At 62.8% G+C, this 24,052-nt stretch carries 18 protein-coding genes and 1 pseudogene; 5 read left to right on the top strand and 14 right to left on the bottom strand.

Annotated elements, in window-relative coordinates; translation table 11 throughout:
* From ASC94_RS00005 to ASC94_RS00040, 9 genes and pseudogenes are all read right to left on the bottom strand, one after another.
* Positions 1-241 (bottom strand): annotated as a pseudogene (locus ASC94_RS00005) (IS3 family transposase); the annotation flags it as partial.
* Positions 238-552, bottom strand: coding sequence for a DUF1153 domain-containing protein (locus ASC94_RS00010; RefSeq protein ID WP_056388899.1), 315 nt, complete (start codon positions 550-552; stop codon positions 238-240). The gene ASC94_RS00010 and the pseudogene ASC94_RS00005, both read right to left, overlap by 4 nt.
* 45 nt (positions 553-597) lie before the next feature.
* Positions 598-2,868: a DNA repair protein gene (locus ASC94_RS00015; RefSeq protein WP_157201219.1), complete on the bottom strand. Its 2,271-nt coding sequence runs from the start codon at positions 2,866-2,868 to the stop codon at positions 598-600.
* 171 nt (positions 2,869-3,039) lie between these two features.
* On the bottom strand, positions 3,040-4,341 hold the full coding sequence (locus tag ASC94_RS00020; RefSeq protein WP_200955518.1) for a metallophosphatase family protein: 1,302 nt from the start codon (positions 4,339-4,341) through the stop codon (positions 3,040-3,042).
* Between the two features lie 9 nt (positions 4,342-4,350).
* A complete protein-coding gene (locus ASC94_RS00025; protein WP_056388903.1) occupies positions 4,351-5,691 on the bottom strand; it encodes a hypothetical protein in 1,341 nt (446 codons plus the stop codon).
* Positions 5,688-6,689, bottom strand: a complete 1,002-nt coding sequence (locus tag ASC94_RS00030) for a tyrosine-type recombinase/integrase (protein WP_056388908.1) — start codon at positions 6,687-6,689, stop codon at positions 5,688-5,690. The genes ASC94_RS00025 and ASC94_RS00030 overlap by 4 nt, the downstream gene beginning before the upstream one ends.
* A gap of 452 nt (positions 6,690-7,141) precedes the next feature.
* Positions 7,142-7,492 carry a hypothetical protein gene (locus tag ASC94_RS32215; protein WP_157201220.1) on the bottom strand — a complete coding sequence of 117 codons (351 nt, stop codon included), beginning with the start codon at positions 7,490-7,492 and terminating at the stop codon, positions 7,142-7,144.
* 216 nt (positions 7,493-7,708) lie between these two features.
* Entirely contained in the window at positions 7,709-8,236 is a 528-nt protein-coding gene (locus tag ASC94_RS00035; RefSeq protein WP_056388916.1) for a DUF1003 domain-containing protein, read from the bottom strand.
* A 687-nt stretch (positions 8,237-8,923) separates the two neighbouring features.
* A complete protein-coding gene (locus ASC94_RS00040) occupies positions 8,924-10,456 on the bottom strand; it encodes a recombinase family protein (RefSeq protein WP_056388920.1) in 1,533 nt (510 codons plus the stop codon).
* Positions 10,457-11,157: 701 nt separating this feature from the next.
* On the opposite strand from ASC94_RS00040, the gene ASC94_RS00045 reads away from it, so the two are divergent.
* Positions 11,158-11,556 (top strand): response regulator, encoded by a 399-nt coding sequence (locus tag ASC94_RS00045; RefSeq protein ID WP_056388923.1) that lies wholly within the window; start codon positions 11,158-11,160, stop codon positions 11,554-11,556.
* Between the two features lie 376 nt (positions 11,557-11,932).
* Here the strand turns inward: ASC94_RS00045 and ASC94_RS00050 are convergent, their stop codons facing one another.
* On the bottom strand, positions 11,933-12,157 hold the full coding sequence (locus ASC94_RS00050) for a hypothetical protein (protein ID WP_056388926.1): 225 nt from the start codon (positions 12,155-12,157) through the stop codon (positions 11,933-11,935).
* Positions 12,158-12,339: 182 nt separating this feature from the next.
* Here ASC94_RS00050 and ASC94_RS31455 point away from each other — a divergent pair, with 182 nt between their 5' ends.
* Entirely contained in the window at positions 12,340-12,516 is a 177-nt protein-coding gene (locus tag ASC94_RS31455; protein ID WP_082615950.1) for a DUF3606 domain-containing protein, read from the top strand.
* A 630-nt stretch (positions 12,517-13,146) separates the two neighbouring features.
* Positions 13,147-13,524, top strand: a complete 378-nt coding sequence (locus tag ASC94_RS00055; protein ID WP_157201221.1) for a hypothetical protein — start codon at positions 13,147-13,149, stop codon at positions 13,522-13,524.
* 153 nt (positions 13,525-13,677) lie between these two features.
* Here ASC94_RS00055 and ASC94_RS32220 read toward each other — a convergent pair whose 3' ends face one another.
* The 4 genes from ASC94_RS32220 to ASC94_RS00075 all read right to left on the bottom strand — a co-directional run bounded on the left by ASC94_RS32220 (position 13,678) and on the right by ASC94_RS00075 (position 21,221).
* A complete protein-coding gene (locus ASC94_RS32220) occupies positions 13,678-14,277 on the bottom strand; it encodes a hypothetical protein (protein ID WP_157201222.1) in 600 nt (199 codons plus the stop codon).
* 1 nt (position 14,278) lies between these two features.
* Positions 14,279-18,454 (bottom strand): RHS repeat-associated core domain-containing protein, encoded by a 4,176-nt coding sequence (locus ASC94_RS00065; protein WP_082615955.1) that lies wholly within the window; start codon positions 18,452-18,454, stop codon positions 14,279-14,281.
* Positions 18,455-19,063: 609 nt separating this feature from the next.
* On the bottom strand, positions 19,064-20,188 hold the full coding sequence (locus ASC94_RS00070; protein ID WP_056388946.1) for a chromate transporter: 1,125 nt from the start codon (positions 20,186-20,188) through the stop codon (positions 19,064-19,066).
* Between the two features lie 28 nt (positions 20,189-20,216).
* Complete coding sequence (locus ASC94_RS00075) at positions 20,217-21,221, bottom strand: chromate resistance protein ChrB domain-containing protein (RefSeq protein WP_056391928.1); 1,005 nt, start codon at positions 21,219-21,221, stop codon at positions 20,217-20,219.
* Positions 21,222-21,470: 249 nt separating this feature from the next.
* On the opposite strand from ASC94_RS00075, the gene ASC94_RS00080 reads away from it, so the two are divergent.
* Both ASC94_RS00080 and ASC94_RS00085 read left to right on the top strand, forming a co-directional pair.
* Positions 21,471-23,099 (top strand): sensor domain-containing diguanylate cyclase, encoded by a 1,629-nt coding sequence (locus tag ASC94_RS00080; protein WP_056388948.1) that lies wholly within the window; start codon positions 21,471-21,473, stop codon positions 23,097-23,099.
* Positions 23,100-23,211: 112 nt separating this feature from the next.
* On the top strand, positions 23,212-24,045 hold the full coding sequence (locus ASC94_RS00085) for a hypothetical protein (RefSeq protein ID WP_056391931.1): 834 nt from the start codon (positions 23,212-23,214) through the stop codon (positions 24,043-24,045).
* Positions 24,046-24,052 lie beyond the last annotated feature (7 nt).

Raw genomic sequence — 24,052 nt, forward strand, 5'->3', positions numbered from 1 at the left:
AAATGCGCTGCACGGTATTCTTGTTCATGCCCAGCAGCTGCGCCACCGTGCGATAGCCGAAGGACGGCGATTCCTCGATCATGGCTTTGATGGGCTCGKCCAGCTCGGGCTTCACCTTCGGCGCCGCCTTGGTYGGCTTGTAGTAGGCGGTGCGGCGCGGCACCTCCAGCCATTTGCACAGCTTGCTGGTCGAGACGTACAACCCATCTGCTTTGAGTCCCTGGCGGATCGTCTCGATCACTTCTCGTCCTCGCCCAACAGGGACYKCAGCTTTTTTCGKACCCGCAACTCCAGCATCGCTTCCCCGTAGGCCTCCTGCAACTCCTTGATCTGGCGCTCGTATTGCTCGCGTACATCGAGCGGATTGGCCCGCAGTGCGTTTTCCATGCCCCGCTTGCCTTCGTCAACCCAGGCTTCAACTTCCGATGGTGCCAAGTCATAGGCACGGCTTGCTTCCGCGACCGTCGTTTTGCCCTGGATGATTTCCAGCACCAGCGCGCTCTTGCGCTTGGCCGTCCAGCGTTTTACCTCTTCGTCCATTTTCGTACTCACTGTCAATTTCCTCAATTATGACGTGAGCAGGAATTCAGTGGGTCGTTACAACGCTGCGTAGCGTTCCAGATCGATCACCACATCGGCCATCTCAGCCAGCTCCGGCGTGTGGGAAATGAAATACTCTTGGGTGTAGCCACCGATGCGCAGCACCTCGCGCTTCATGGCCATGAAGCGCCGCTTGTGCTGGGCGTCGAACGCGCCGTCGGCCTCGTCGGAGAACAGCGTGGCGCTGCGCCGGCCGTCGCCTTCCGCCAGGTACAGCGCCATGGCCCTAGTCAGGCACTCGTTGATCCAGATCCGCTCGCCGCCGCTCATCTTCGCCACGCTCTTGACGCAGTCGCTGTGCGCGTCGTGCACGGTGATGTCGAAGCCCTCGCGCAGTTCGCCCTTCGCGGTGGCTAGCTGGGTCTGGAGCGACACGGAAAAGCGCGGGCCATAGCTGGCCAGGAGCAGTTGGTTGGCCAACGCCGACAGGGCGGGTCCAGCATCGTCGATGGCCAGCGCGATGATGCCGTCATGGCCCAGCGCCTTGGCCAGTAGTTCCCAGTCCTCCAGATGCCGCTCCAGGCGCAGCGTTTGGCGTTTCTGGTATTCGCAGGCCCGGCTTTGCGCGGCGTGCTTCCGGGCCAGGTCGCGTGCGCGGTCGTGTTCGCGCAGTGCGCCCAGGTGGGCCTGCTCGGCCTGTTGCAGGCGCGCCTGGGCCTGTTCGCAGTCGCCGGCCGCGCCGGTTATGGCCCGCTCGTCGAAGGCCGGTGGCAGCGCCGCCAGCAGCGCATCGATGCGTTCGGCCACCTGGCTCGGCCGCGCCGTCAATGCGCGCCGCCGCTGCAGCCCTGCGATCCGGTGCTGCCGCTCGGTGTAGGCCCGGTCGTCCTCGGCCCGCTCGGCAGCGGCCTGTTCACCATGCGCGGCGAGCCGGGCCTCGGCCGCTTCCAGCATGGCGCCGGACTGCGCCAGCGCGTCGAGCCGCGCGGCCTGCCGCTCGCATTGCGCCAGGCGGTCCCGGCTGCGTACCAGCCGCTCTTCGGCTGCCTGGGCCGCCAGGCGCGCGCGCGGCATGCCAGCGGCCTGGCCTCGCAGCGATGCGATTTGCTCTGCCAGTGCCGCATGCTGCGCGTTCAGGCGCGCCACCACCGCCCCGGCATCCGGCAGCAGCGCGTGGGCCGTGTGCGCATCGGCCAGCAGCTTGCACCCGGCCTGCAGCGCCATGCCGGCGCACGGCACCTCGGCCGTCAGCGCGAAGCGCCGCCGCAAGTCCTGCGCCGCCAGCGCCGCCTGGCCGGCTTCGCGTTCGATGGCCGCGCACTTCGCCTGCGCCAGCGCCAGGTCGGCCGCCATCCGTTCGCCCTGGGCCAGGGCGTCCCGTGCTTCGGCCAGCCGGGTTTCGCGCCGCCCCAGCACGGCCAGCATGACGGGGAGCCGCTTCGCGGCCCGCGCGGCGTGGCGGGCCTGCTCGATGGAGGCGAGCAGGGTAGTGCGCTGCGCCCGCAGCGAGGCGAGGGTGGTTTCGCGGCGCGTGGCGCGCTGGGCATGGCGTTGAGCCAGCTCGTCGAGCGCGGCCTGCTCGCGTCCCAGCTCCGTCTCAAGCGCCGCGAGGCCGTGTTGCCGTTCGGTGAGCGCCGCTGCGCGCTCCTGCAGCAGCTGGGCGCGCCGGCCCTCATGGCTGGCGGCGACCGCCTGCTCGGCGCGCAGGGCGGCCAATACGGTGCGCTTGGCGTCCAGCCGGGCGGCGGCGACATTGCGGTTCTGCCCTGCCAGCTCGGCCTTGGTGGCCGTGTCACCCAGCGCGTTGCGCTCGGCGGCCAACCGGGCCAGGGTGTCCCGCTGCGCCTGCTGGCGCCAGCGGCCGTCCTGCAGCCCACTACGCAAGAGGCGCACGACCTCGGCCGCGTGTTCGCCCCGTGCGCGCACCGCGTCCAGGCGCAGCAAATCCCCCAGCAAGTGTTTGATCTCGCCGTTGCGGTAGGCCGATAGCTGGCGGCGCTGCTGTGCGGAAAACGCGGTGCTGAAAAACGTCGCCGCCGACCCGGCGACGCCTTCGACGCAGCGGCTGTAGGTTTCCATTTTGCCGTCGGACACCGTGCCGTCGGCCAAGCGTACAGGCGCCCAGCCGTGCTCGCCCAGCTGGTGCAGATAGGCCTCGGTGCGCCGTTTGCTCCCCAGGCGCATCACAAGGTGGCTGCGGTAGCGCATGCCATCCATGGCCCATTCCAGTTCCTTGTGGTTTTCCGGCAGGTAGACTTCGTCATAGTAGGAGAATGCCCCCAGCCCGTCGGCGCCGGCGCGCGAGGGCATCACGGGGTAGGGCGTCATGTTGTCGAGGATGGTGCTCTTGCCGCGCCCGTTGCGCCCGGTCAGCGCCACCAGCGCCGCGCCGCCGGCCTCCTGTTCGAGATCGATCGTGATGCTGTCGCGGCGCAGGCCATCGCGGACGCCGCAAAAGCCGCTCAAGGATAGTTTCAGGGGAATCATGATCCACTCCTTTCATGCGATCGCAGGTACGGCGGCTGGGATCGCCGTTGTCTGGTCCCATGGTACGTCCTGGCCGGCTGCGGTTAACCCGGCGCCGTCGCCCTCCTGGACGAGCAGGCGCGCGGCGATCGCGTCCGGCGCCAGCTGTTCCAGGCTCTCCAGGCAAGCCATGAGGGGCGCCGCATCGATAGCCGACGCTGTCGCCCACGCGCGCAGCTGCGCGCGTAGGTCTGTCGCGTGCGCGATGCCCGCCGCGCGCGATCGCGCCACCGGCAGCACGCGCCCCTCCAGCTTTATCCCGGCCGCGCCCGCGAGCGCGGCGGCGATCGCTTCCCGGTCTACCGCGTGCGCAGCTTCCTCAGCCACGCACCAGCGCACCCGCACCCACGCGCCGGCCAGCTCGTGCGCGCGCGCGAAATCCTGCAGGGCGGCCACATCGGGCGCGCCGTCGAACACCAGCTCGTGGGTGCGGCGCGCCGGCGTTGGCACCAGCGTGGCTCGCGCCCCGGCGGCATCGACCTGCCACACTAGGAAGCCCTTGTCGCCTTGTTCGCCGTAGTGCAGCCGCCCGATCGCGCCGGGATAGGCGATCAGGCGCTCACCGTCGCACCAGTGCTGGTGCAGGTGGATGTGCCCCAGAAGGAAGGCGCAGGCCTGGGCGGCAAACAGCGCGCCGGTGGTGAATTCGTGGTCCAGTCCGGCCATCGGCACGCCGTGTTCGGTGACGCAGCCGCGCACCGTGCCGTGCGACAAGCCGATGGCGGGCACGCCCGCCGCGCGCGCCGCCTGGTGGATCGGGGCCAGGCCAGCGAGCAGCCGCGCCAGGTGCTCGCCCATGGCGGCGGACACGTCGCCGGCGCCCACGCTGGCGGCCAGCGCGGCCTTGTTCAGGGTGGGCAGGCAGCTGCACAACAGGCGCACGTCGGCGGGCGGCGTGTCGAAGCGCCAGTCGCTTGACGCCAGCCAGCGCCCGTCATTAAGTAGCGCCACCTGCGACAGGCGCTCGGCGGCGTGCACCGGATGCCGTCCGCCCAGTAAGGGGAACAGGCGCAGCAGACCCGGCGGCTCGTGGCTGAACGTGCCTTGCAGCATCAGTACAGGACAATGGTCCGCCAGCCGGCGGATCTGCCGCGCCAGCGCGGCGAAAGCAGGGGAATGGGCCGGCAGCGCATGGTCGGTGCTGTCGCCCGTGACGACGGCCACTTGCGCCCCGCGGGCGATGGCCTGGTCTACCGCGAAAGCAAAACAGGCGTCCACCTCGGCCAGGGTGTCGTCGGCGTAGTGCAGGTCGGAGAAATGGGCAATGGTGATCATGATGGCCCACTATTGCTGTGCGCCGATTTCGGCTGTGATGCGCGCGCGCAGGCCCGCAGGATCGCCTTGGAAGCCGGCAAGCTCGGCCAGCACGCGCTTGACGCCCTGCGCGTTGCGCCGCCATCCCGCGCCCCACGCCCAGTCCAGGTAGGCGTCGAGCCGCTCACGCTCCACGCCCAGCTCGGCCGCAAGTGCGTACACGGCGTCGGCGCTGTTGTCCGTACCGGCCGGCGGCGTCGCCCGCGCATCGGCGCGGAAACCGTCTTGGCCATGTTGCATGGTGGTGCTGCTCGCCTCCGGCGCGCCGACGCGCTCCTGCACCGTCGGCGCCATATCGAATGCCAGGTCGGGCAAGGCCGGCAGGTCCTCCTGGAGCGCGTGCGCGGCGGTGTCGGCCAGGCGCAGCGTGGCCTCGTCGTCCTGTGTGGTGAGCAGGGCGGCCACGTCGACCGGCGCTTCCAGTTCGATGATCCAGTGCGCGCTGCGCACCGCTTGGCCGGTCTTGGCGTCCAGGTGCGACACCTCGCGCAGTGTCTTGGTCAGGTAGAACGGCGTGCGCCGGGCATCGAGAAAGCCGGCCAGGCGCCCGCCGCGCAGGAAGGCGATCGCTTCGAAGCGTTCGATGGCGCGCGACAGGGCGTAGAAGCTGTTGGTGTGCAGCTCGAATGCGTCGAGCGAACGGATGCCCGGGATGTAGAAGATGAACCGGCCCGACAGGTTGCACTGGCGGCTCTGGAATTCGGGGCAGCGTTCCGGCGCGCACAGGCCGTCGTTCTCCGGGCGCGGCTGGGTGCCGCGTCCGCCGAAAGTGCGCAACGCGCGCCCGCTGCGTTGATCGACCTTGGCCGGTGCGAACCTCATGCAGCGCCGGGTCTGGCCGTCGCTGGAATACTCGCTCCAGTAGCGCTTCTCGCTGCGCGCCCAGCATGCCAATTCGTGCGGCATCACGCTTTGCCAGGCATCGGCGGGGAAGATGACGGGGAAGCGGTACAGCCGGAGCGCGCCGTCGCCCCGGTCCTCGCCGTAGGCGTCCAGGATCTGGCCCGCCAGCGCCGGATTGGGAAAATCGTTGGGGCGCACGGTGAACCACGCCACGTTCTTGGGCGCGAGCGGCGTTTTCACGTCGGGGAAGCGCTCGGCGATCTTCTGTTCGATCTGCTCGAACGTGGCCTGCTGCGCAATGCCGTCCTCGTACAGGGCGCGGATCGCCGGGTTGGCGGCCGCCGCCTTGGTGAGCACCTTGATGCCGGCGCGGATCTTGCCCGCTGTCGGGATGCGTGCTTGCCGGTGGCCGAGTATGGTGGGGGGACTGAGGGGCGTGCGTTGGGACGCTACCGGGTGGTGGCTCATGCTTCTCTCCTGGACGGTGGGTGGGGAAACAGGTCCATATTCCCACCGGACAGGGAGCATGCAACCGGCTGTGGCCTGCGGATGCTTGCCGCTGGCACCTGGCGCGCTGATGCTGGTGCCGCCACGCTTTTGAACAACTTCCGCACTGCCGCTCGCTTCACGCCCAGCGCATCGGCGATCTCCTGCGTCGCGGCGCCGCGTGCCTGCATGCTTAGCGCCGCCATCCGGCGCGCGCACGCGGTATGGACACCGGCCATGCCCGCGTGGCTGAAAATGCGGCGGTAGATGTCGTGGATTTCCTTGCACACCGCCTGGCGCTTGCCGCCCTGCGTGCGCAGCACCTGGAACGCCCGGCCGTCGCGTGACAGGAACAACCGGCTGGCAGGATCGAGCCCGCGATGGCTGGCCGCTTCCATACTGTTCCGGCCCGCGCCGGCACGCTCAGCCAGGTAGGCGTCGATGGCCGAGTTCGTCTCCCCGCAATCGAACAGCAGCGGCCGGTCGGCGCCGTTGGCGGCGATCTCGGCGCGCAGCACCGATACGCGCCGCACTTGTCCGGCCGCGTCGAGATAATCCTGCACGGTCAGTTGGGCGATTTCGAGTGGTTTGGCACCGGTGGAGAAGAGCACGTGCACGAGTGCCCTGTCGCGTAGCGGGCTGTGGCTGTGCCGGTCGATCTTCTTGAGCAGCATGCCGATCTGCGCCGGCGCCAGCGTGGCCGGAACGCGCTGCAGGAATGGCGCCTTGCTTGGACGGAAGTGCTCCAGTGCCTCAAGGTAGGCGTAGCGGTGGTTGCGCAGCAGGCTTGCGGTGGGCGATGCATCCTCATCGACGTCGAGCACGCCGACGATGTGCTGCAGCGCCTGGGCCAGGCGGCGCACCCGGACCGACACGGTGCTCTTGGTCACGCCGTGGGCGGCGGCGATCTGGCCGTATGGGATGCCTGCGGCGGCGTCGCGCAGCATGGCTTGCGTAATGGCGAGGTTGGCCGGTTCCATGATGTTCTCCTATGGATGAAGTACTCCAGGATCTTCCAGCCAAGTCGTGTGTCAAGCCAGCGCAAAAGCGGCATAAAATCGTCGGTTTTCCGGTGCAGGGGGCAGGGGCTGCGTTTGCCGGAACTTGCACCCGGGCGTAGCGCGTGGAGGGCGGCCCGCCATGGGCGCGCGTTGTCAGGGGGGGGCAGGCCGCCCGTGTTTCGGTGGGTCTGGCGGAAGGTTGCGCGCTACGCACGCGCCGTAACGGCCGCATGCACGAGCGCAAGTGGCAGCGAAGCTTGTTGGTGGGTGGGACACGCTGCGAGACGGCGGTTCATTCACCCGTCCGCAGTGCGTTCTGCCTGGTATGCGGGTAGCTGTACACTGTCCCCTTGGTGTCGATGGCGCGCGCAGCGTGCTGATGCTTCGTGCGAATCGCAACGTGCGCCCCGTTGCTTCGGTCGACGTACGCTTCACTTCACGGCTGCCAGTTCGCGGATCGCCACCCGGATTGACCTGCCATGGCATTCGAGTGGCCGGCTGTTAAGTGCATCGGGGGGGTATCGCAGCTTGACGGTTCCGGGCGGCCACAGCAATGTGTTGGTCTTCTTGTTGTGCGATGGACGGTCCAAAGCAACAATACTAGAATAGTTGGGATGTGCCTCGATGAGGGCGGTGCAGGCAGAAAGTGAAGGGAGCGGCAGTTGCGATCGCCTACGTGCAACCTCGGCATTCCAGCGTTGGTAGACCACGTATTCGAGCCCCAACAGCGCCGCCAATCCGACAGCGCAGCTCACAACCAATTTCTTTGTATCGTTGTGCATGATGCGGTCGGGTGCCAAGCTAGCCTAGCGGCGATGACAGGATTCTACATGTCCTCCGCCCCGCAAGTCTCTCCAATTGTCACTGTGCGATACGCAAAGATTGACGGGCATCGCCGCTTCGCTCCCCATCCGTTCCGATATGTTAGCGATTGTTATAAACAATAAACGCGTTGTGGCGGCCCGATCTTGCGTCGACGCCAGGGACGCGATCGTGCGTCATTTTTCTTTATCTCCTTCCCGCAGGAGGTGGTGGTGCAGTTCCGTCGTCAACTTTTCGATGCGCGCTGCCATCGTCTTGGTGATTTCCGTTAGTTCTGTGTTTTGTCGCAGGAGTACGAGCATTTGCGCGGCATACTCGGCCGACGCCACGGCGATCGCTTCCCGGTGTTTGGCGTCCGCGTCCGCGTGCGCGTTATCCCGCGCCGCTTGGCGTGTCTGGGCGAGCAAAATAAGCGGCGCCGCGTACGCCGCCTGCAGGCTAAATGCCAAATTCAACAGGATGAAGGGATAAAGGTCAAAGTGCGTGAAGCCAAGGGCATTTGCGGCAATCCAGATTGCCACGATAACGGTCTGTGCACCCAGAAACACGGGAGTTCCGAAGAACCGCGCAAAGGATTCCGCCGTTACGCCGAAAAAGTCGTTGCCAAAAGTCTTTGAAAGATGTTCATGCTGCCGATGAAAACGTAAATGGTCGACTTTTCGATCATCTTCCGAATCGGGATTCTTGATTTGAGACGAATTCATGGCACCTCTCGGAAAATACCTGCTTGCGCCTACTATATCAGAAGAGAAAATCCGCCAGCTTCGGCGGGAAGTGGCTGATCGGTACTTTCCCTCCGATGATTGGCTGCGCCTGTGGCGGGGCAGGGATTCCTGGATAGGCCGAATTGATGACCCGGGATGCTTATCCGTCTGTCGCTGCGCTTCCTATGCGAATTCCGATTCGGCCTGTCCCGGCATGCACATCCCACAGCAATTGGGGCAGTGAAGCAATACGACGAGTGTGGCCGGGGGGCATCTGTGGTTTCGATATCGGTTCTGTCTCATTGACCTGGCAGGGCATGGGCCATCGAAACCGGATTTAGTTGCGGTTCGATAGTGTTAGCCGGGACGGATTGTATTTTGCCATGGCCAGCCTGTTGTGCGACCCGGACGCAACCGCATACGAGCCATGCCGGAGGGTGGTAAGCCTGTGATAGGTGCCCGCGTTTCGTTGGCGTCGAAACCGCCGCCGGGCGCAGTGGTATCGCGGACCATGGACGGTATCGGCGAAGGTGTCCGCACGCGCATACGATGGCACAGGCCGTAGAATTGCCCCGCACGTTGGGGTCTGGACGTTATCGCAGCGTCCCGGTCGATTGTCCGGCCAGAACGGGGCCTGTACCCCGGGCGCCTCAGGCGTATATCGAACGCGGTGACGCGCTGCCTGCGCTATAGGCCGAAAACGGCCGCCAGCGACGGGAAGGCATGCGCTTGAAAGTCAAGCCTGCGCTCGCTGCGTATAATGACATAGTCCTTATCGAAAAGCCCGGCGGGCAACAGGTAGTACCCGATTGCCTGCTCGTTCCCCTCGTCCATGATCGGCGCGAGGACGAAATCGACTTGCCTGTCGCGCAGAATTGGGATGCGCCAGCGTAGCCTGTCGGGCGCGTACCGGTGGGCTCGCGCAACCTGAAGCTGCAGCACGACGCTGTCGTTGACCAGAAAGCAGCTGCAGATGGCAGTCGGTTCTGCCTTGCCACCTGCGAGCATCGCATAGCGCGCAATCTCGCTTGCGAGGAACGCGCGCGTGTCATATAAACGGCGGCGCGAACGTTCGTATTGAGCATGCGCCGCGGTGACCACACCAGCCTGCCGATACGCCTCGGTCAAGGAGCCAAACCGGTACCTGAACGTTTGGGCGCTCGGCAACTCGGGCGCTGCATTGATCAGTAACCCCGACACGCATCCATGCCTCGCCTGTAACTGGTGCAGCATGGCGAGCAACTCCAAGCTACTGTGATGCTGGCAGCGCCTGATCCGCAGCTGTTCGGCGGCCCGAAAGGCAGCGGCTGGTACCGAGGCGCGGAATGCGCCCTCGTTGCGTATCCACATCTCGGGCGGGTTGCGTATTGTGCGCGCCTTGAGCTTGTTGGAGCTGCGGTTGAAGACGATGTTGCCGATGTATTTTTCGCTGGTCAAGACGTGTCTCACCAAGTACCTTGTCCAGGGCCTGCCGCGCTCGTCGACAATCCCGCAACTGTTCAACATCGCAGCGATGCGTGTGTACCCCAGACCGAGCTCCACGTACCATTGAAATATTTTCTTGATCACCGCGACCTCATCGGGTGGCCCGATGGCGAACAGGACCCGGTCGCTCTTCTGAGACTTCCTTTCGCCGGCCGGCAAGATCTGCTTGAACTGCCCGTCGCAGTTGACCAGGACGCGGCGCAGCCCATATCCGGGTGTGCCGCCCGGTTTGAAGCCCAGTGCGACGAAGTTGCACTGCGCGGCGAAAACCTTGGCAGATAGCTCCCGGCTGAACTCGGCGGCCATGAGGCGTTTGAGCGCCTTGAGAATGGACGAAATGGCGGTGTTGTCGTTGGCGAACGGCTCGGCGCAGTAGAGCACGGGAATGCCTGCGCGCCGGCAGACATACTCGTAGTAGGCGCTTTCATCGACGTCCTGAAAGCGCCCCCAGCGGCTGACGTCGTAGACCAGGATCACGTCGAAGTCCGGTTCGCTGGTGACGTCGGCCAGGAGGCTTTGCAGGCCGGCGCGACCTTTCAGGTTCAAACCGCTTTTCCCGTGATCGACATACTGCCGCGTGATGGTCAGCGCGTTGGCCGCCGCGAAGGCGTGGAACTTGATGCGCTGGTGCTCCAGTGAATAGTTCTGGTGCTCCGTCGACATCCGGCTGTATGTTGCGGCGCGCCGTAGTGGTGCGTCCGCACCCGGTTGGTCCGCGCCGCCTGTTGTTCGCATGCTACCTCCTTGTGCGCCAAAACAGCACTGCCATTGCAGGCTGCGCTCCTTTACTGATCAGCATAGACGCCGGCCGGCGGTTCGCTAGCTCGGCCGCCTGCGAAGCAGTGCGGAACGCGCGAGTTCGATGTCTACGCCATTGTCAAAGAGGAAGCAGGCGGCGTAGTAGACGCCGTGCATATCCCGCAGCGATTGCGCGACTAGGCAAAGCCGATGTAGTCGAATATCCATGGTCTGATCTTACCGGCGCCTCGTCGGGCCGTTTTGCGCTAAGTCAAACATGGAGCGACCGGCAAATTGACGCTTCCAGTGGCACGACAAGTACGGAACGGGTACTTGTCCTACGGCTCGACTGCCAGCGCGCCTACGAGGGGCCGGTGGAGTGGGGAATAAGATGGCCCTATTCGCTTTAGGTACGCTTGCACGCAGGATGGCGCGCCGGGCTACCGTCGGCCAGGCGAAGCGGCTGGTGAGCACCGGCTAGCCGAAGCACAAGGCTGCAGAGGAGGGAAGATGGTTCCGAGGGGCGGAAAGGCCGCGCTGGATCTTGTGGCCTCGAACGAGACGATCGCGGTACGACAGGCCGACATCAGCGCGTCGCCGCACCGCGCCCCACGTAGCGCAGCCCGTATCAACACGGATGGCCACACTCGCCGGCCGTCCCGCCAAGCGGCGTGCCGTCGTTTTCCGATAGATCGTATATGAACCATACTGGTAGCCGCAGAATCCTAGTCGTCGATGACAGCCAGGATGTCATCAACCTGCTGGTCGAAATGTTCACCTCCTGGGGGCATGAGGTCGGAACCGTCTGCTGCGGCGCTGACGCGGTCTCGGCTGTGGTCCGGTTGGCGCCCGATATCGTCTTTCTCGACATTAGCATGCCGGACATGAACGGGTTCGAAGTCGCGGCCCGGGTGCGCAGCCTGGAGGGTCGGTCGCCGAGGCTGGTGGCGTTCACGTCTTTCATGGACGCGGCATTCATGCAGAAGGCCCGCGCTACGGGTTTCGACTTGCATGTGCCCAAAACAGCCGACTTGCCTCGCCTGCTGGCAGCGCTGGAAATTGCGCCCGCAGCGCACGGCGAGGGCAGCCGGCGTTAAGCCTTGACCGTGGCGCTGGCGAAACGCCGCGTACGCGTTGCCGCGGCGTAGGCTCAGCGTGAGGCCGAGCGCCATGGCGACCTTCGAGGTGACGCATAGATTGAGGTCCAGTGCTGCGGGATCTGGAACTCCCGCGCGGTGCCGATGGGCCGTCAGAGGCGCGAGAGCATTCCGCGCGGAATCCGAGCTATGTTGGCCCAGCGAGCCAAAATCCGAGTTGTCCGGGCGGTGTCGGTCGGCGGGTGGCGCCGCAGCAGCGCTGCCTCGGCAGAGGAGTTGGTGCGGCGCAGCGGAGCGGTCCCGTTGTGGTGCATCCGGTAGCTGCATATATGGTGCGGGGACAAGACGATACCGGCCTGCGCTAGCGCCGCGCAGGCTACCAGTGGCTGATGTTCTTGCTATATGCGACGGCATCTGGTGCACGCGCCGTTCCATCCCTTCGGGCTCCTTCATGCGCGAGCACGCGGACGACGACTTCGTCACGCACCTTGTGCTTGCGGAGGAAGCGCAGTGAATAGCTCGTATCGCGTGTCGTCGCCATGATCATTCCGACCTCGACGACAATCGCCATGGCAAAGTCGGACCGCCGTTCGGTAGTCATATCGCGCCTCTATTGGGCCGGTGTTGAACTTTTTTCTCCCAAATAATTGTAGGCGCTTCCCGGTATCGCAGGATTGCAATTTACTATCAACGCCCCGATAATCTCGCGCTTGGCTATTGCTCGTGCGCGGAAGAGCAGCGCCGTGCACGGAATTGCTAGGATTGACAGATTGGAGCGTTAAAATGGCCGCTGAGATAAATGAGAGTTGGCTGGGCGACAGGTCGAAGATCAATCTGGACGAGGAGTGGGAGGTCGCGTTCTGGACCCGGAAGCTGGGCCTGACGCGAGATCAGCTGGCCGCTGTTGTGAAGGCGGCGGGACCGGTGGTGTTCGACGTGCTCAAAGCGCTAGACGCATAGACGCGTCCGCAGCGCGGCCCTGCAGCCGAGCACGCGGCATGGGAACGCGTGGCCAAGCAAAAAATTTTCCCGATGCCTGGTGACCGAATGTGTTGAGACGAGGTGCTTTCATGCCAGCAATGTCGGCATCGCTCTGGCGCTCGGTGCGCAGAATTGGAGCGCGCCGGCAACGCGGTGCATCGGTGTAAAGGCATCACTGCAAATCGTGCAAGGCCCCGGCACTGCTCACGCGGATTTTTGATGGTATCTCTGATGGTGTTGCCCCTCCGCTAGACCAGAAATTTTCGCTGAATCACGGACTTAGGAATGCCGTAAATAATAGAGTGGGAATGGTACCCGTAACATTTCGGCCTTTAGGGGCATGTTTAGGGGCATATGTGCCACCAGAATTCGCAATGACCAGTGCAGGTATGGTGCGCTTTGGTGTTTTCGATTCCGGCTCGGGCACCAATTCGACGTCCGGCGCCGTCCCGCGGTTTCTTCAATATGTCCAGTCTCCTATGGAGTAGCGGGCCTTTCACTACCCACACTTCCATCAGGGCCGTTGACGAAGAGAGGGGCGGCTGTCTTTCGGCCGATATCCGGAGGTTTGCCTGGCTCAAGCAAGGGCAGCCCGCGCACAGGCGCGAGATGAAGGCAGTCGACCTCGATCCTGGGCAAGCCAGGCGAGAAGCCGAGCACGCCAACTCAGCGGCCGCTACCCATACGGTTGAAATCACCGCGCGGCAGTGGCTTGCCAAGAGTGCTGCAGAGCGCGCGACGAGCACACAGCATAAAAACATCCGCTGGCTGGAGCGAAAGATCTTCCCTGAGATCGGTGCAATGCCTGTATGTGCAATCAGGCCTCAGCACATGCTGGCTGCTCTGCAAAAGATCGCGGCGCGTGGAGCAGTTGAATCTGCACACAAGATCAAGCAGCTTTGTGGCCAAGTGTTCCGCTACGCGGTCGCTTGCGGGCTTGCGGAACGCGACATGAGGTCGGACTTGCGTGGGGCACTGTGCATGTAGTCTCAGCTGCGCCTCGGCGCATGTCCTAAAGTGCGGATGTGCGCTCTGAACGCCGTGCCTGCGAAGGAATCCTGGCGCGATGCTTGAAGCGCACTTCTGATCGGTTCGCCGCAATGGTTAGTAACCCCTGGGGCCGTTGATCAGCCGAGGAAATCAACTAACGCTGTACAAACGAAAAATGTTTGCGTCCTGGACTCGTCGTAGTTCGATAATTTCTAACCCTGCATTCTCGCAGCGTTGAATGTAGGCTTCACTGTAGGCGCGGAGGTCATCCGGATTATCGAAGAGGCCGTTTGAATTTAATTTCAACAAGAACTCTTCGAACACGGTCGAGATGGTGAAAACGCCCATTCTGATCAACGAACCAAAGCCGTCAACATATATGTCATACCCCAGAAAAGCAGTCATACTTGGCTCGTCGGAAGGCGCATTATCTATCCAAACCAACTCATCTTCGGCGCCAGAACCAAGCGCAGAGAACATGAGCGATCTCGCTTCCGAGATGTCGACACAAACGCCGGGGCCATAGGTCGGCGTTGCCGAAACCTGTATCGTACGGCGCAATGATACTAAATCGTTGCTAAGCTTACCGGAATAGAAGGCTTCATCGAGGCTCCACCAAGGATCTCGATCAAGGCCTAGGTAATTAATGATAGTGCCGTCCCTTGTTACGGGGATTAACGTATCACCGTTGCAGCGGCCAACATGCTGTGGAAGTAATAATGCGACGTAACCGCAGATTATGTTTTTCATTTTATTTAACAGGAATGTGTTTGACACCGGTGCCAGGAATGTGAATGTGAGGGCCACCAATCCAGTGGTCCTTCTTGCGATCGTCGCGCACGTCCAGGCCAAGCTCTCGCCCCCAGTCAAGCAAGGTGTCGGCATCTGTTTCGGAGACAGGTCGCCGGCCTCCCTTCGTTTCATCTTTAATCAGATCGCCGAGCGCTTGCTCGTCCGGAGACTTGGAATTGGCCATCCATTGATCAATCGCCTTGACCGTCGCGCCGCATGCCTTGACCGCAAGCGCTCCAACTGCAATGGCTGTGCCTGCGCAAAACGGATTTGCAGCGCAAGCTACTACCGCGACTGGTACCACAAGCCCTGTCGGATCACTATATCTGACGGGATTCCCGAGAGCGTAAGCGTAGGTATTCAGGCCGCTGGTCAACCCAATGGGGTCGCTTTGCACATAGCGTCCTAGCGACGCATCGTAATATCGATGCCAGTTATACCAGAGTCCTGTTTCTGCATCATAGTATTGGCCAGGAAAGCCGATGTTCATACCACCTACGGAGTCCAAGACCACTTTCCGATCGAAAGCGGCATTGTCGGCGCGCCAGACCATTTGGTCGCTGTCGTTGGTGAGTGACACTGGCCGCCCAAGGCGGTCGTTATGGCTGGCATAGAATTTCCCTTCGCGCTCTATACCAAGCAATTCCCCAGCGAGCCAGACGTAATTCGTGCGTAGCGCGCCTGTAACCTCGGCTAACAGTTCGCCAGCGGGACCGTAGACGTATCTGGTGGTGGCACCAGCAGCCTGCTTTTGCACGCGCTGGTTGAACGCGTTGTTGGCGTAGATGCCAAGTGCGCCGGCAGAACCGCTGACCTTGGATAACCGATGGAAGGCATCGTACTCGTAGGTGCGCGTACCGGCCGTACCAGTTTCTTGGTATAGGTCGCCGATGGCGTTGTACTGGAAACTGCGCGATTTTCCTCCTCCTTGCCACAAGTCCAGGCGATTGCTGCTTGGGGAAGTGGTGAACTGGTACGTCGCGCCGAGGCGTTGGTGTTCGGTACGGTTGCCGTTCGAATCCCACGCGAATACCTGAACGTCTGCATTCGGTCCCGAGGCCTTGACCCTGTCCGCCGTGTCATACTGCGGCGCTTCGCTGAGCGACGAGTAGGCATGGTTGGTTATGCTTGATGTGGTGTCGTTCAGATTGTAGCTGAAGCTTTGATTAACAGCGTTCAGGCTGTACAGCCGCCCGATTCGACCATCGGCATCCAGCGATACTGATCTCGGAATGCCATTGCCGTGGGACCATGCGTAACGCACGCCGGTGGCCGGCTGGTATAGGAATTGCGACGCTAGCGTAGCGCCCACGCCGGCTAGATTGCTACTGATCTTGCTGAGCTTGCCGTAGCTGTCATAGGCATAGGTGAGCGTCAAGCCCGTGTAGCCCATCCCGGTCACACGGCCGGCCAAGTCGAAGGTCCAGGTGGTTGGATAAGAGGTGCCGCCGATAGTCGCGGTTTTGTTTTCTAGTTCGCCTGCGGCGTTATAAGTGAACGTAGTTGTGCCAGTTGCATCGGTGATACGGGTCAAGAAGCCTTTGCCGTATGTGCCCTCGTCATATGTAAAAGTTTCCGTTACACCGTTGCGGGTGCGGGTTTTCATCCGGTCCAGCGCGTCATAAGTGTACGTGGTGGCGCCGCCAAGTTTCGTTTCGCTGGCTAGACGGCCAATGCTGTCATAGTCATAGGTCACCGTTCCGCCATCGCGGCTGACGACGGTCTTGACGTCGCCGAACCCTGTGTACGTATACTCGGTCCGAACAATGCGCGGATCGTCAACGTACTGCAGGCGTCCGTCGTTGTCGTACTCCCATCGGGTCACACCGCCGTCAGACGCAGTGCGCTTGATTGGACGGTTTTGAGCGTCGTAGTCAAACCAGGTTCCCCGGCCCGCAGCGTCGTGTTGCATTTTGACGTTGCCATTCGCGTCGTATTCGAACTGCCGCCATTGGCCATTGTTTCCAGAAATCGTGTAGGGACGGCCCAGCGAATCGTATTTTATAGTCCGGCGGAATTCTCCTGCCAGCGTCGCCACGGGCGTGCTGCCGGTCCCGGGTGTATAGCGCTGCGAGGTCCAGATTTTGGTGTTATTGGCGACATCATAAGTTTCCGTGACAAAGCTGTTGGCAGCATCGCCGGTCTTTTCCAGGCCGCCGCTGACATCGTATCGGAAGCGGTCCACGCGGCCGGTCGCGTAAGTAATATCGGTAACTTGGTGATTGTTGTTGTAGGCGAACTTGGTGACACGGCTACCAGCAGGCAAACGCAGCGTATGCTGATGCATATTGCCCTTTGCCTCATATCCGTAGTCTTCATTTACACCGTTCAAATTTGTGTGGCGCCCCGGCTGTCCCATGCTGTTATAAAGCGACCAGCTCTCGGTTTGCCCGAGATAGTTGGTGCGGCTCGTCAGGTTGCCGCTGGCATCGTAGACCTTTGTCTCAACGACGGTAGATCCTGGAAGCGTTCGCGTTGTCGTGCGGGTGGCTACGACATTGCTGGGGTGCTGCGTGTAGCTATAAACCAGCTTGCGCTGGGCGCCTGTTTTTAGATCGTCCCAGGTTTCGCTCGCCACTTCGCCGGCATCGTAGGTATAGGTCACGCGTGCGTAAGGGGTACCGCTGGTTCCGCGGTATTCCGCCGAGACGATGTCGTCGTTCACCCACGTGTTTACAACTGTCAATGCGTCGCTGCTTGTGTAGGCTGTGGTGTACTCGAGCAAGCGCCCGGTGGCGTCATACGTGTAGTCGGTTCGGTTGCCGTTCCAGTCATCCTTGTAATCGGCGAAGCCATTGCTGTCATAAGCGGTAAGGGCGTTGGCTGCGGTCGGACACGTAGCGGTCGGGTTGCGCGATACTGTTGTGGTCTTTAGCTCGCCTCGAACATTTTCGAAGTTGTACGTAGTTGCCTGGTCACGTACATCTTTGACGATCGTCTGGAGGTAGTTGTATTCGAAGGAGTCTCTTTCTTTACCGCTCTCCAGGCGGCTTTCTTTGACGCGGCCGTCAGGATGGTAGCTGTAGGTGCTGTAGCGTACACCGTTGATTATCAAGCCGGTGAGTAGCGTTGGACGGTTGTTTCCATTGTCGTAAACATACTCGCGAACGTCCTGGGCGGTGGCACCCGGTGAAGTCACTTTTGACAGCATGTTACTGGTATTGTACTCATAGCGCCAGAGATTTCCGGCAGGATCTTTGACGTTATTTACCAGTCCGTTTCCACCATATCCGAACACCAGGGCCTTGCCGGCGGGGCTGGTCACACTAACGACCTTGGTTCCCTGGTAGCCGAACGTCGTCTTTGCATACCGGCTGTCTGAATAGCTCTGGATATACCCGGTGGCACTGTACGTGTAGTTTTCTTTCTGCCGTTCCAGTTCCCATCGGACGTTATAGAAGTAAGTCAGCACGCCGGCGGCTCTGGACGCTTCAAAATTGCCGGCCGCGCCCTTTGCTAGGTAAAAGTATTCGGTTCCGGGGACAACGTTAGTTGTCTCGGCGGCAGAGGCCCTTTTCCTCTTGGCTTCCAAGATTATTTCACTGTCGCTACCGCCACTTTGGATCAACAGCGTGTAAATAAACTTACTGCCATCCGGCCGGGTGTGGGTCACCGTGCGCGGAGGGCAATTGCCAGTGCTGGGATCGTGATAACAGGTGGTGGTATCGAACGTCAAGCGCGGATAGTCGAAGTTTGACATCCATTGCGGTCCGAACATGGTGCCGGAAGCATTGATACTTCTATATCTGCGATGAAGACCTAGGCCGTAATCACCGCCGGCCTGGAAGTCCGTTTCGGGAAGCAGCTTTTCGCCAGTTGAAATAACTACCGGATTGGCTGTGACCGGGGTTTCCCGGCTGCATGCATTTATAGCTGAATTGTTTTCAGATCCAGTCTCGGCCAACTGCCCCTTGCCAGGGCCATCTCTGGCGTCCGAGTTAACGTCCCGGCCATAGGCCTCGCGTACGACCTCACGTGCCTGCCGCATGTCGACGATATCCCACCAACTTATACGCGGTGCAGGGGTCGGATCCGATACCGGACGAGTACCTTTGATAACCACGATTTGCGTTGCCTCAGCATGAGACAATATAAGTTGGCTGAAAAGCACGGCGATAGTAACCAGGAGCTTCATGTAGCTTCCTTCATGATAGGGTAGTTATTAAAATTATAACTTCTGAATTGAAGCATGGAACTCATCAGGAACCGCGCACGATACGGGCAGAAAATGTCTAGGGATCTCGTCGTCCCAGTAGATAGGGAACCACTCAGTGCGAATGCCAACGCTCCGTCCGCGAGAGCCATTGTTCCGCTGGGCTAAGTTTAGGCGGCGCCGCCGGACTGCCCGAGCCTGCTTCGATTCGATTGTTCCAGATGCGTTTCCAGATTCTGTCGCTTCCGGCTTACCCAAGCGCGGCGTCATCCCGGGGCGTTCGCGCCTTTTGCGGGCTGGACTGTCGGGCTGTGCATCGAGCCTGTGGAACGGGCCTCGCCCTTGGCGAGGTATGCTTTACTTACAGTACAGCGTCCGTTAGAGCATGGAGGGGAATGTTACCCGTAACATTCCGGCCTTTAGGGGCATTTTCACGGGCATGTGTGCCACCAAATTCGCAATGACCAGTGAAGGTATGGTGCGCTTTGGTGTTTTCGATTCCGGCTCGGCCCATTCTTTCAAAACGGCAGTGCGCCCAGGTTTCAACGGCGCGCCTGCTTGGCTGATGGCCTGCGGCCCGATACTCTCCGCTCATGCGTGCAGCAGCGGACAGATCGCCAGGCCGAGCGCCGCTGCGGCGGCGATCACGACCGGCTCTTGCAACTTCTTGAATTTCCAGAACATGGCTATCGCGGCCAAGGCGATGAGCGCGGTCGGCACGTCGACAATGGAACGCTTGGCAATGACGATGACCGAGCCGGTAATGGCGCCGATGGCGGCAGCGGTGATGCCGTCGACGAACGCCAGCACGCCGGGCAGCTTGCCGTATTTCTTGAAGTAGGGCGCTGGCAGCACAGTGAACAGGTAGCAGGGAATGAAGGTGGCGAGCGCTGCGACTGTGGCGCCGGGCAAGCCGGCGATCAGGTAGCCGATGAAGCCAACCGTAATCACCACCGGTCCGGGCGTGATCATGGCGACTGCCACCGCGTCGACGAATTGCTTGTCCGTCAGCCAGTGGTGCTCGGTCACCACGCCGCCATACAGGAAGGGGACGATCGCCAGGCCGGAACCGAATACGAAGGCGCCAGCCTCGGCGAAGAAGAGGCCGACCTGCATCAGCAAAGGTATGTCAAGGGCGCCGAGCACTGCCGGGCTTTGAGGCAGCAGCGCCACCGCCGGCATGCCGCGGGTACGCAGCCAGGCGGGCGGCGCGCGCAGCAGCCACACCAGCACGCCAGCCGCGATGAAGAGCCAGCTGATTTCCGATTCGGTTACCACGGTCACCGCCGCCAGCACGAGATAGATGGCCCATAGCAGCTTGTCTTTGCCGATGCTTTTGGCGGTCAGTTTTTTCGCGCTCATCGCAATGATGCCGATCACCGCAGCGCCGACGCCGTAGAACACTGCTTGCATCCAGGGCAGGCCGCCGAAACGCACATAGGCCCAGCCCAGCGCCACCACCATCAGGAAGGAGGGAAGCACGAAGGCGATACCGGCCACCGTGGCGCCCAGCACGCGGTAGTGCACGTAGCCCATGTAGATGCCGAGCTGCGCTGCCAGCGGGCCGGGTGCCAGTTGCGCGAGGGCCAGGCCTTCCTTGTAGTCGGCTTCTGTGATCCAGTTGCGCTGCTCGACCAGGTCGCGGTGCATATAAGCCACCAGGGCGACGGGCCCGCCGAAGCTAAGCGTGCCCAGCCGCAGCATGTACAGCACCATCTGCCATAGGCTGTAGGGCGGCTGCGCGTTAGGCGTTGCGTTCGCTGACAATTTGTTCTCCTTTGGTTTTCCTGGATGGCAGTTCATTGCCGAAATGGGTGTACATGGAATCGAGCACCAGGCTCATTTCTGCCAGCAGCTGGTCGTCGTCGGCTGCGCGGGCACGGGCGCCGGACATGACGGCTTCGAAGCCGACCGCCTCTGGAACGAACATGCCGCCTACGTCCAGCGCGTGTACCAATGCTGCGAGCCTTGCCAGGCCTTTATCCTGCTCCAGTCCGAATGACGCCAGCAGTACTTCGAAAGTGACGCGCTCGCCCACATGGGTGAAGGCGGCGCCGTCGAAGTCGAAGCCCAGGGCGTCGGCAGGGCAGTCCGCAGGGCTGCCGAGCCAGAGGAAGCTGGCGCCCTGATCGATGAAGCGGCGGATCAGCCAGGCGCTCGCCACCCGATCGACCCACAGGCTACGCCGCGTTGCCCAGCGCCGGCCCTGGAATTGGGCGGGGTCCAGCTTGGCGATCGCTGTGTCGACCGCTTGCGGCTCGCCGGGGGACAGCAGCGCTTCCGCTTCCTTCAGGAACTCCAGCCAGGCGGCTTCGGCCTGCGCGGCGGACTCGCCGGGGAAGTAGTCGATGGCCGCCATTGCTTCGTGTTCGCGGCGGAACTTGCGCAAGCTGCGGTTGATGTCCTGCGTGCTCTGCTGGGGCAGCATGCCGCGCGCGGCGGACAGGGCAGTGAGCCAGTCCGCGTACTCCTGGCTGCGGTCGAACAGGGAGCGGAAGGCTGCGCTTCCGAGGCCTGACTGCGGGTGGACGGTCAGGAGCCAGGCATTGCCGCTTTCGCGGGTGGTTTCCGCAGCCAGTTCCTGCAGTTGGCCTTGCAGATGCGGTGTGGACGGCAGGAGGTAGGCGCCGTCGCGTAATGCGGCGCACCCCAGCGCTTTCAGGTTGCGCCAGATGCGCATGCGGGCGGTCGCGCTGGTGGTTGGCAGACTGATGACCAGCAGCAGCCAGTTTTGGGAATCCATTGTCATAATGGCGATCACAGCGCTTAGTAGGTTTAGCGACAATATTTGTAGCAATCACTACTATTTACGTTGGCCGCCAGGGGCGGGCCGTTGCCAAGGCGCAACGAAGCAGCATCAGGATGATTCCGCATGGAAATTCGGCTATAATCGCGCCATGTTGACCCGCGCCTGACCTTCGCGCCAGGTCACTGAACTGGCCTAACCTCTGCCAATAGTTAGCAGCACTATGCGCCATGCGCGCGGCAGGAGGCTTCCATGCGGCCGGTTTTACATTTCTTCCTCAGTTTCAAATTCAAGATCACCCTGCTGGTCACTGCCATGGTGCTGATCGCCGGCCTGGGCGTGGGGGGCGTGTCGCTGCTGATTGCTGAATCTGCCATGCGGCAGTCGATTGCGCGCCAGGAGTTGACCCTGCTCTCCAGCGCTGCCGCCAACGTGGACCGCGACATCATCGCCAAGCGCCAGTTGCTCAAGTCGCTCACCGAGCAGGTCGCCGGCCGGGAGCCGTCGCTGGATGACATACAGACCTTGCTGGAAGCGCATGGCAGCTTGCGCGACGAGTTTTTCAATGTGACGGCGTTCGACGCGGAAGGCAACCTGGTGGCCAGCCTGCGTGACCGCCGCGCCAAGGGAACCTTGAATGTGGCCGCGCGGCAGTATTTCAAGGACACGCTGCGCACCCGCGAGGGCGTGACGTCGGCCCCATTCCTCAGCGTGCTGTCCGGCAAACCGGTGGTTGCGCTGACGCAGCCGCTGCTGAACGGCAAGGGCGAGATCATCGGCGTGCTGCTGGGCGCCATCGAGCTGCTGCGCCCGTCGTTCTCGGCGCGGCTGGACAACCTGCGCGCCGGTGCCGACGGCTATCTGTTCATCGTGTCCGGCGACGGCACCTTTGTGCACCACCCGAACAAGTCCTTGCTGCTGAGCCGCGGCGACGCCGGCGAAGGTTCGCTGGTGGAAGCCGTGCTGCGCAGCGCAGACGGTTGGACCGACGAGCTGCTGGACGACGGCGTGCCCACCTTGCTGGCGCACCAGCGCCTGCGCGAGGCGGACTGGACCATTGCGTTGTCCTACCCGATCCAGAGCGCGTTCGCGCCCATGGCCAGCGTGCGGGTGCGGGCCTTCGCTGCCGCCACGCTGGTGACGCTGCTGGCCGGCCTGTTCGGCTGGCTGCTGGTCAAGCTGATGCTGCGTCCCTTGCTGCGCTTGCACGGCAACGTGGTGGACATCGAGCGCGGCGCGGCCGACATCCAGGTGTTCAACGTGGAGGGCCGCGACGAGTTCGCCCAGCTGAGCCGGGCGTTCTTCTCGCTGTCGCAGCGCCGCGAGCGGGCCGAGCAGGACCTGCACCGCCTGGCCACCACCGATGCGCTGACCGGCATCAACAACCGCCGCATGTTCGACGACTACTTCCCGCGCGCGCTGGCCCGCGCCCACCGCAGCAGCCAGCAGGTCGGCATGGCGTTCCTTGACATCGACCACTTCAAGGCCATCAACGACCTGCACGGCCACGCGGCCGGCGACGCGGTGCTGGTGGAGTTCGCGCGCCGCCTGACCCAGGCGGTGCGCTACACCGATACCGTGGCCCGCCTGGCAGGCGACGAGTTCGTGATCTTGTTCGAGCAGCTGCCGTCCGGCGCGGAAATGAGCCTGCTGGGCAGCAAGATCGTCGATGCCATGCGCACGCCTTTCGTTATCGGCAATACATCGCTGATGGTCACCACCAGCGTGGGCATTGCGCTCACCACCGAGCATCCGGTGTCGGCCGACGACGTGATGCGCGCCGCCGACCAGGCGCTGTATGGCGTGAAGGCGGCGGGCCGCAATGGCTTTGCCGTCAACTGCGTGGGCGCGGAGCGGGTGGTGCGGGTGCGCCGGGCCTAGGCCGGGCCGGCATCTTGGGTTGGACACGCAATTGGTGTAGCATGCTGGACGGCGATGGGGCAGGGTGCGCGCAATGCGCGCCGGCCGCGCCTGTTTTTTCCAGGACTACCGAATGCAAATCCAAATCAATGACATGCTGCGCAGCTATATCGACCCGCTCACCGAGGCCGAGTACACTGCGCTTGAACGCAGCATCCTGGCCGAGGGCTGCCGCGACGCCCTGGTGCTGTGGAACGACGTGCTGGTCGACGGCCACAACCGTTATTCCATCTGCCAGCGCCACAGCATCCCGTTCAAGGTAATCCAGAACGAGTCCTTCCACAGCATGGAGGACGTGATGCTGTGGATGATAGACAACCACCTGGGCCGCCGCAGCGTGTCCGACTTCCAGCGCGGCGTGCTGGCGCTGCGCAAGAAGGACATCATGGACGCCCGCGCCGCCGAGCTGGCCGCCAAGGCCGCCGCCGAGGACGCCAGCATCGCGCCGCCCGAGCCGGCGGACGAGGCCGCGCCCACGCCCGCCAAGGTGCGCACCTCGCGCGAGGACATCGCGCGCGCCGCCCGCCTGAGCAGCAATACCATCAGCCAGATCGAGAAAATCCAGAAGACGGCCGCGCCGGAGCTGGTGGAGGCGGTACGCGCCGGCACCATTTCCATCAACGCGGCTGCCACGGTGGCCTCGCTGCCGGAAGCCGAGCAGGTGGCGGCGGTGGCCGGGGGCAAAAAGCTGCTGCAGCAGGCCGCCAAGGAAATCCGCGAGCAGCGCGCCGCGTCGCGCCCGCCGAAGGAGCCCAAGCTGGGCGAAGACGGCACGCCCGCCGAGCCGATGAGCGAAGTGGAGCAGCTGCGCGCCGAGGTGGCGCAGCTCAAGGACCGCGTGTCCAAGCTGCGTAACGAGAACGCGGAGCTGCGCGAGCGCATCGCGCAGCTGGTTGACGCTTCCTGATCCGGAA

The organism is Massilia sp. Root418 (assembly GCF_001425265.1).
Lineage (GTDB): Bacteria > Pseudomonadota > Gammaproteobacteria > Burkholderiales > Burkholderiaceae_D > Rugamonas.

What these genes read in the sequence shown, in the direction of transcription:
- ASC94_RS00015 (WP_157201219.1), bottom strand. Translation starts at nt 2,868, where the DNA reads ATGACGCCCTACCCCGTGATGCCCTCGCGCGCCGGCGCCGACGGGCTG.
- ASC94_RS00020 (WP_200955518.1), bottom strand. Translation starts at nt 4,341, where the DNA reads ATGATCACCATTGCCCATTTCTCCGACCTGCACTACGCCGACGACACC.
- ASC94_RS00025 (WP_056388903.1), bottom strand. Translation starts at nt 5,691, where the DNA reads ATGAGCCACCACCCGGTAGCGTCCCAACGCACGCCCCTCAGTCCCCCC.
- ASC94_RS00030 (WP_056388908.1), bottom strand. Translation starts at nt 6,689, where the DNA reads ATGGAACCGGCCAACCTCGCCATTACGCAAGCCATGCTGCGCGACGCC.
- ASC94_RS32215 (WP_157201220.1), bottom strand. Translation starts at nt 7,492, where the DNA reads ATGCACAACGATACAAAGAAATTGGTTGTGAGCTGCGCTGTCGGATTG.
- ASC94_RS00035 (WP_056388916.1), bottom strand. Translation starts at nt 8,236, where the DNA reads ATGAATTCGTCTCAAATCAAGAATCCCGATTCGGAAGATGATCGAAAA.
- ASC94_RS00040 (WP_056388920.1), bottom strand. Translation starts at nt 10,456, where the DNA reads ATGCGAACAACAGGCGGCGCGGACCAACCGGGTGCGGACGCACCACTA.
- ASC94_RS00045 (WP_056388923.1), top strand. Translation starts at nt 11,158, where the DNA reads ATGAACCATACTGGTAGCCGCAGAATCCTAGTCGTCGATGACAGCCAG.
- ASC94_RS00050 (WP_056388926.1), bottom strand. Translation starts at nt 12,157, where the DNA reads ATGACTACCGAACGGCGGTCCGACTTTGCCATGGCGATTGTCGTCGAG.
- ASC94_RS31455 (WP_082615950.1), top strand. Translation starts at nt 12,340, where the DNA reads ATGGCCGCTGAGATAAATGAGAGTTGGCTGGGCGACAGGTCGAAGATC.
- ASC94_RS00055 (WP_157201221.1), top strand. Translation starts at nt 13,147, where the DNA reads ATGAAGGCAGTCGACCTCGATCCTGGGCAAGCCAGGCGAGAAGCCGAG.
- ASC94_RS32220 (WP_157201222.1), bottom strand. Translation starts at nt 14,277, where the DNA reads ATGAAAAACATAATCTGCGGTTACGTCGCATTATTACTTCCACAGCAT.
- ASC94_RS00065 (WP_082615955.1), bottom strand. Translation starts at nt 18,454, where the DNA reads ATGAAGCTCCTGGTTACTATCGCCGTGCTTTTCAGCCAACTTATATTG.
- ASC94_RS00070 (WP_056388946.1), bottom strand. Translation starts at nt 20,188, where the DNA reads ATGGTGCTGTACATGCTGCGGCTGGGCACGCTTAGCTTCGGCGGGCCC.
- ASC94_RS00075 (WP_056391928.1), bottom strand. Translation starts at nt 21,221, where the DNA reads ATGACAATGGATTCCCAAAACTGGCTGCTGCTGGTCATCAGTCTGCCA.
- ASC94_RS00080 (WP_056388948.1), top strand. Translation starts at nt 21,471, where the DNA reads ATGCGGCCGGTTTTACATTTCTTCCTCAGTTTCAAATTCAAGATCACC.
- ASC94_RS00085 (WP_056391931.1), top strand. Translation starts at nt 23,212, where the DNA reads ATGCAAATCCAAATCAATGACATGCTGCGCAGCTATATCGACCCGCTC.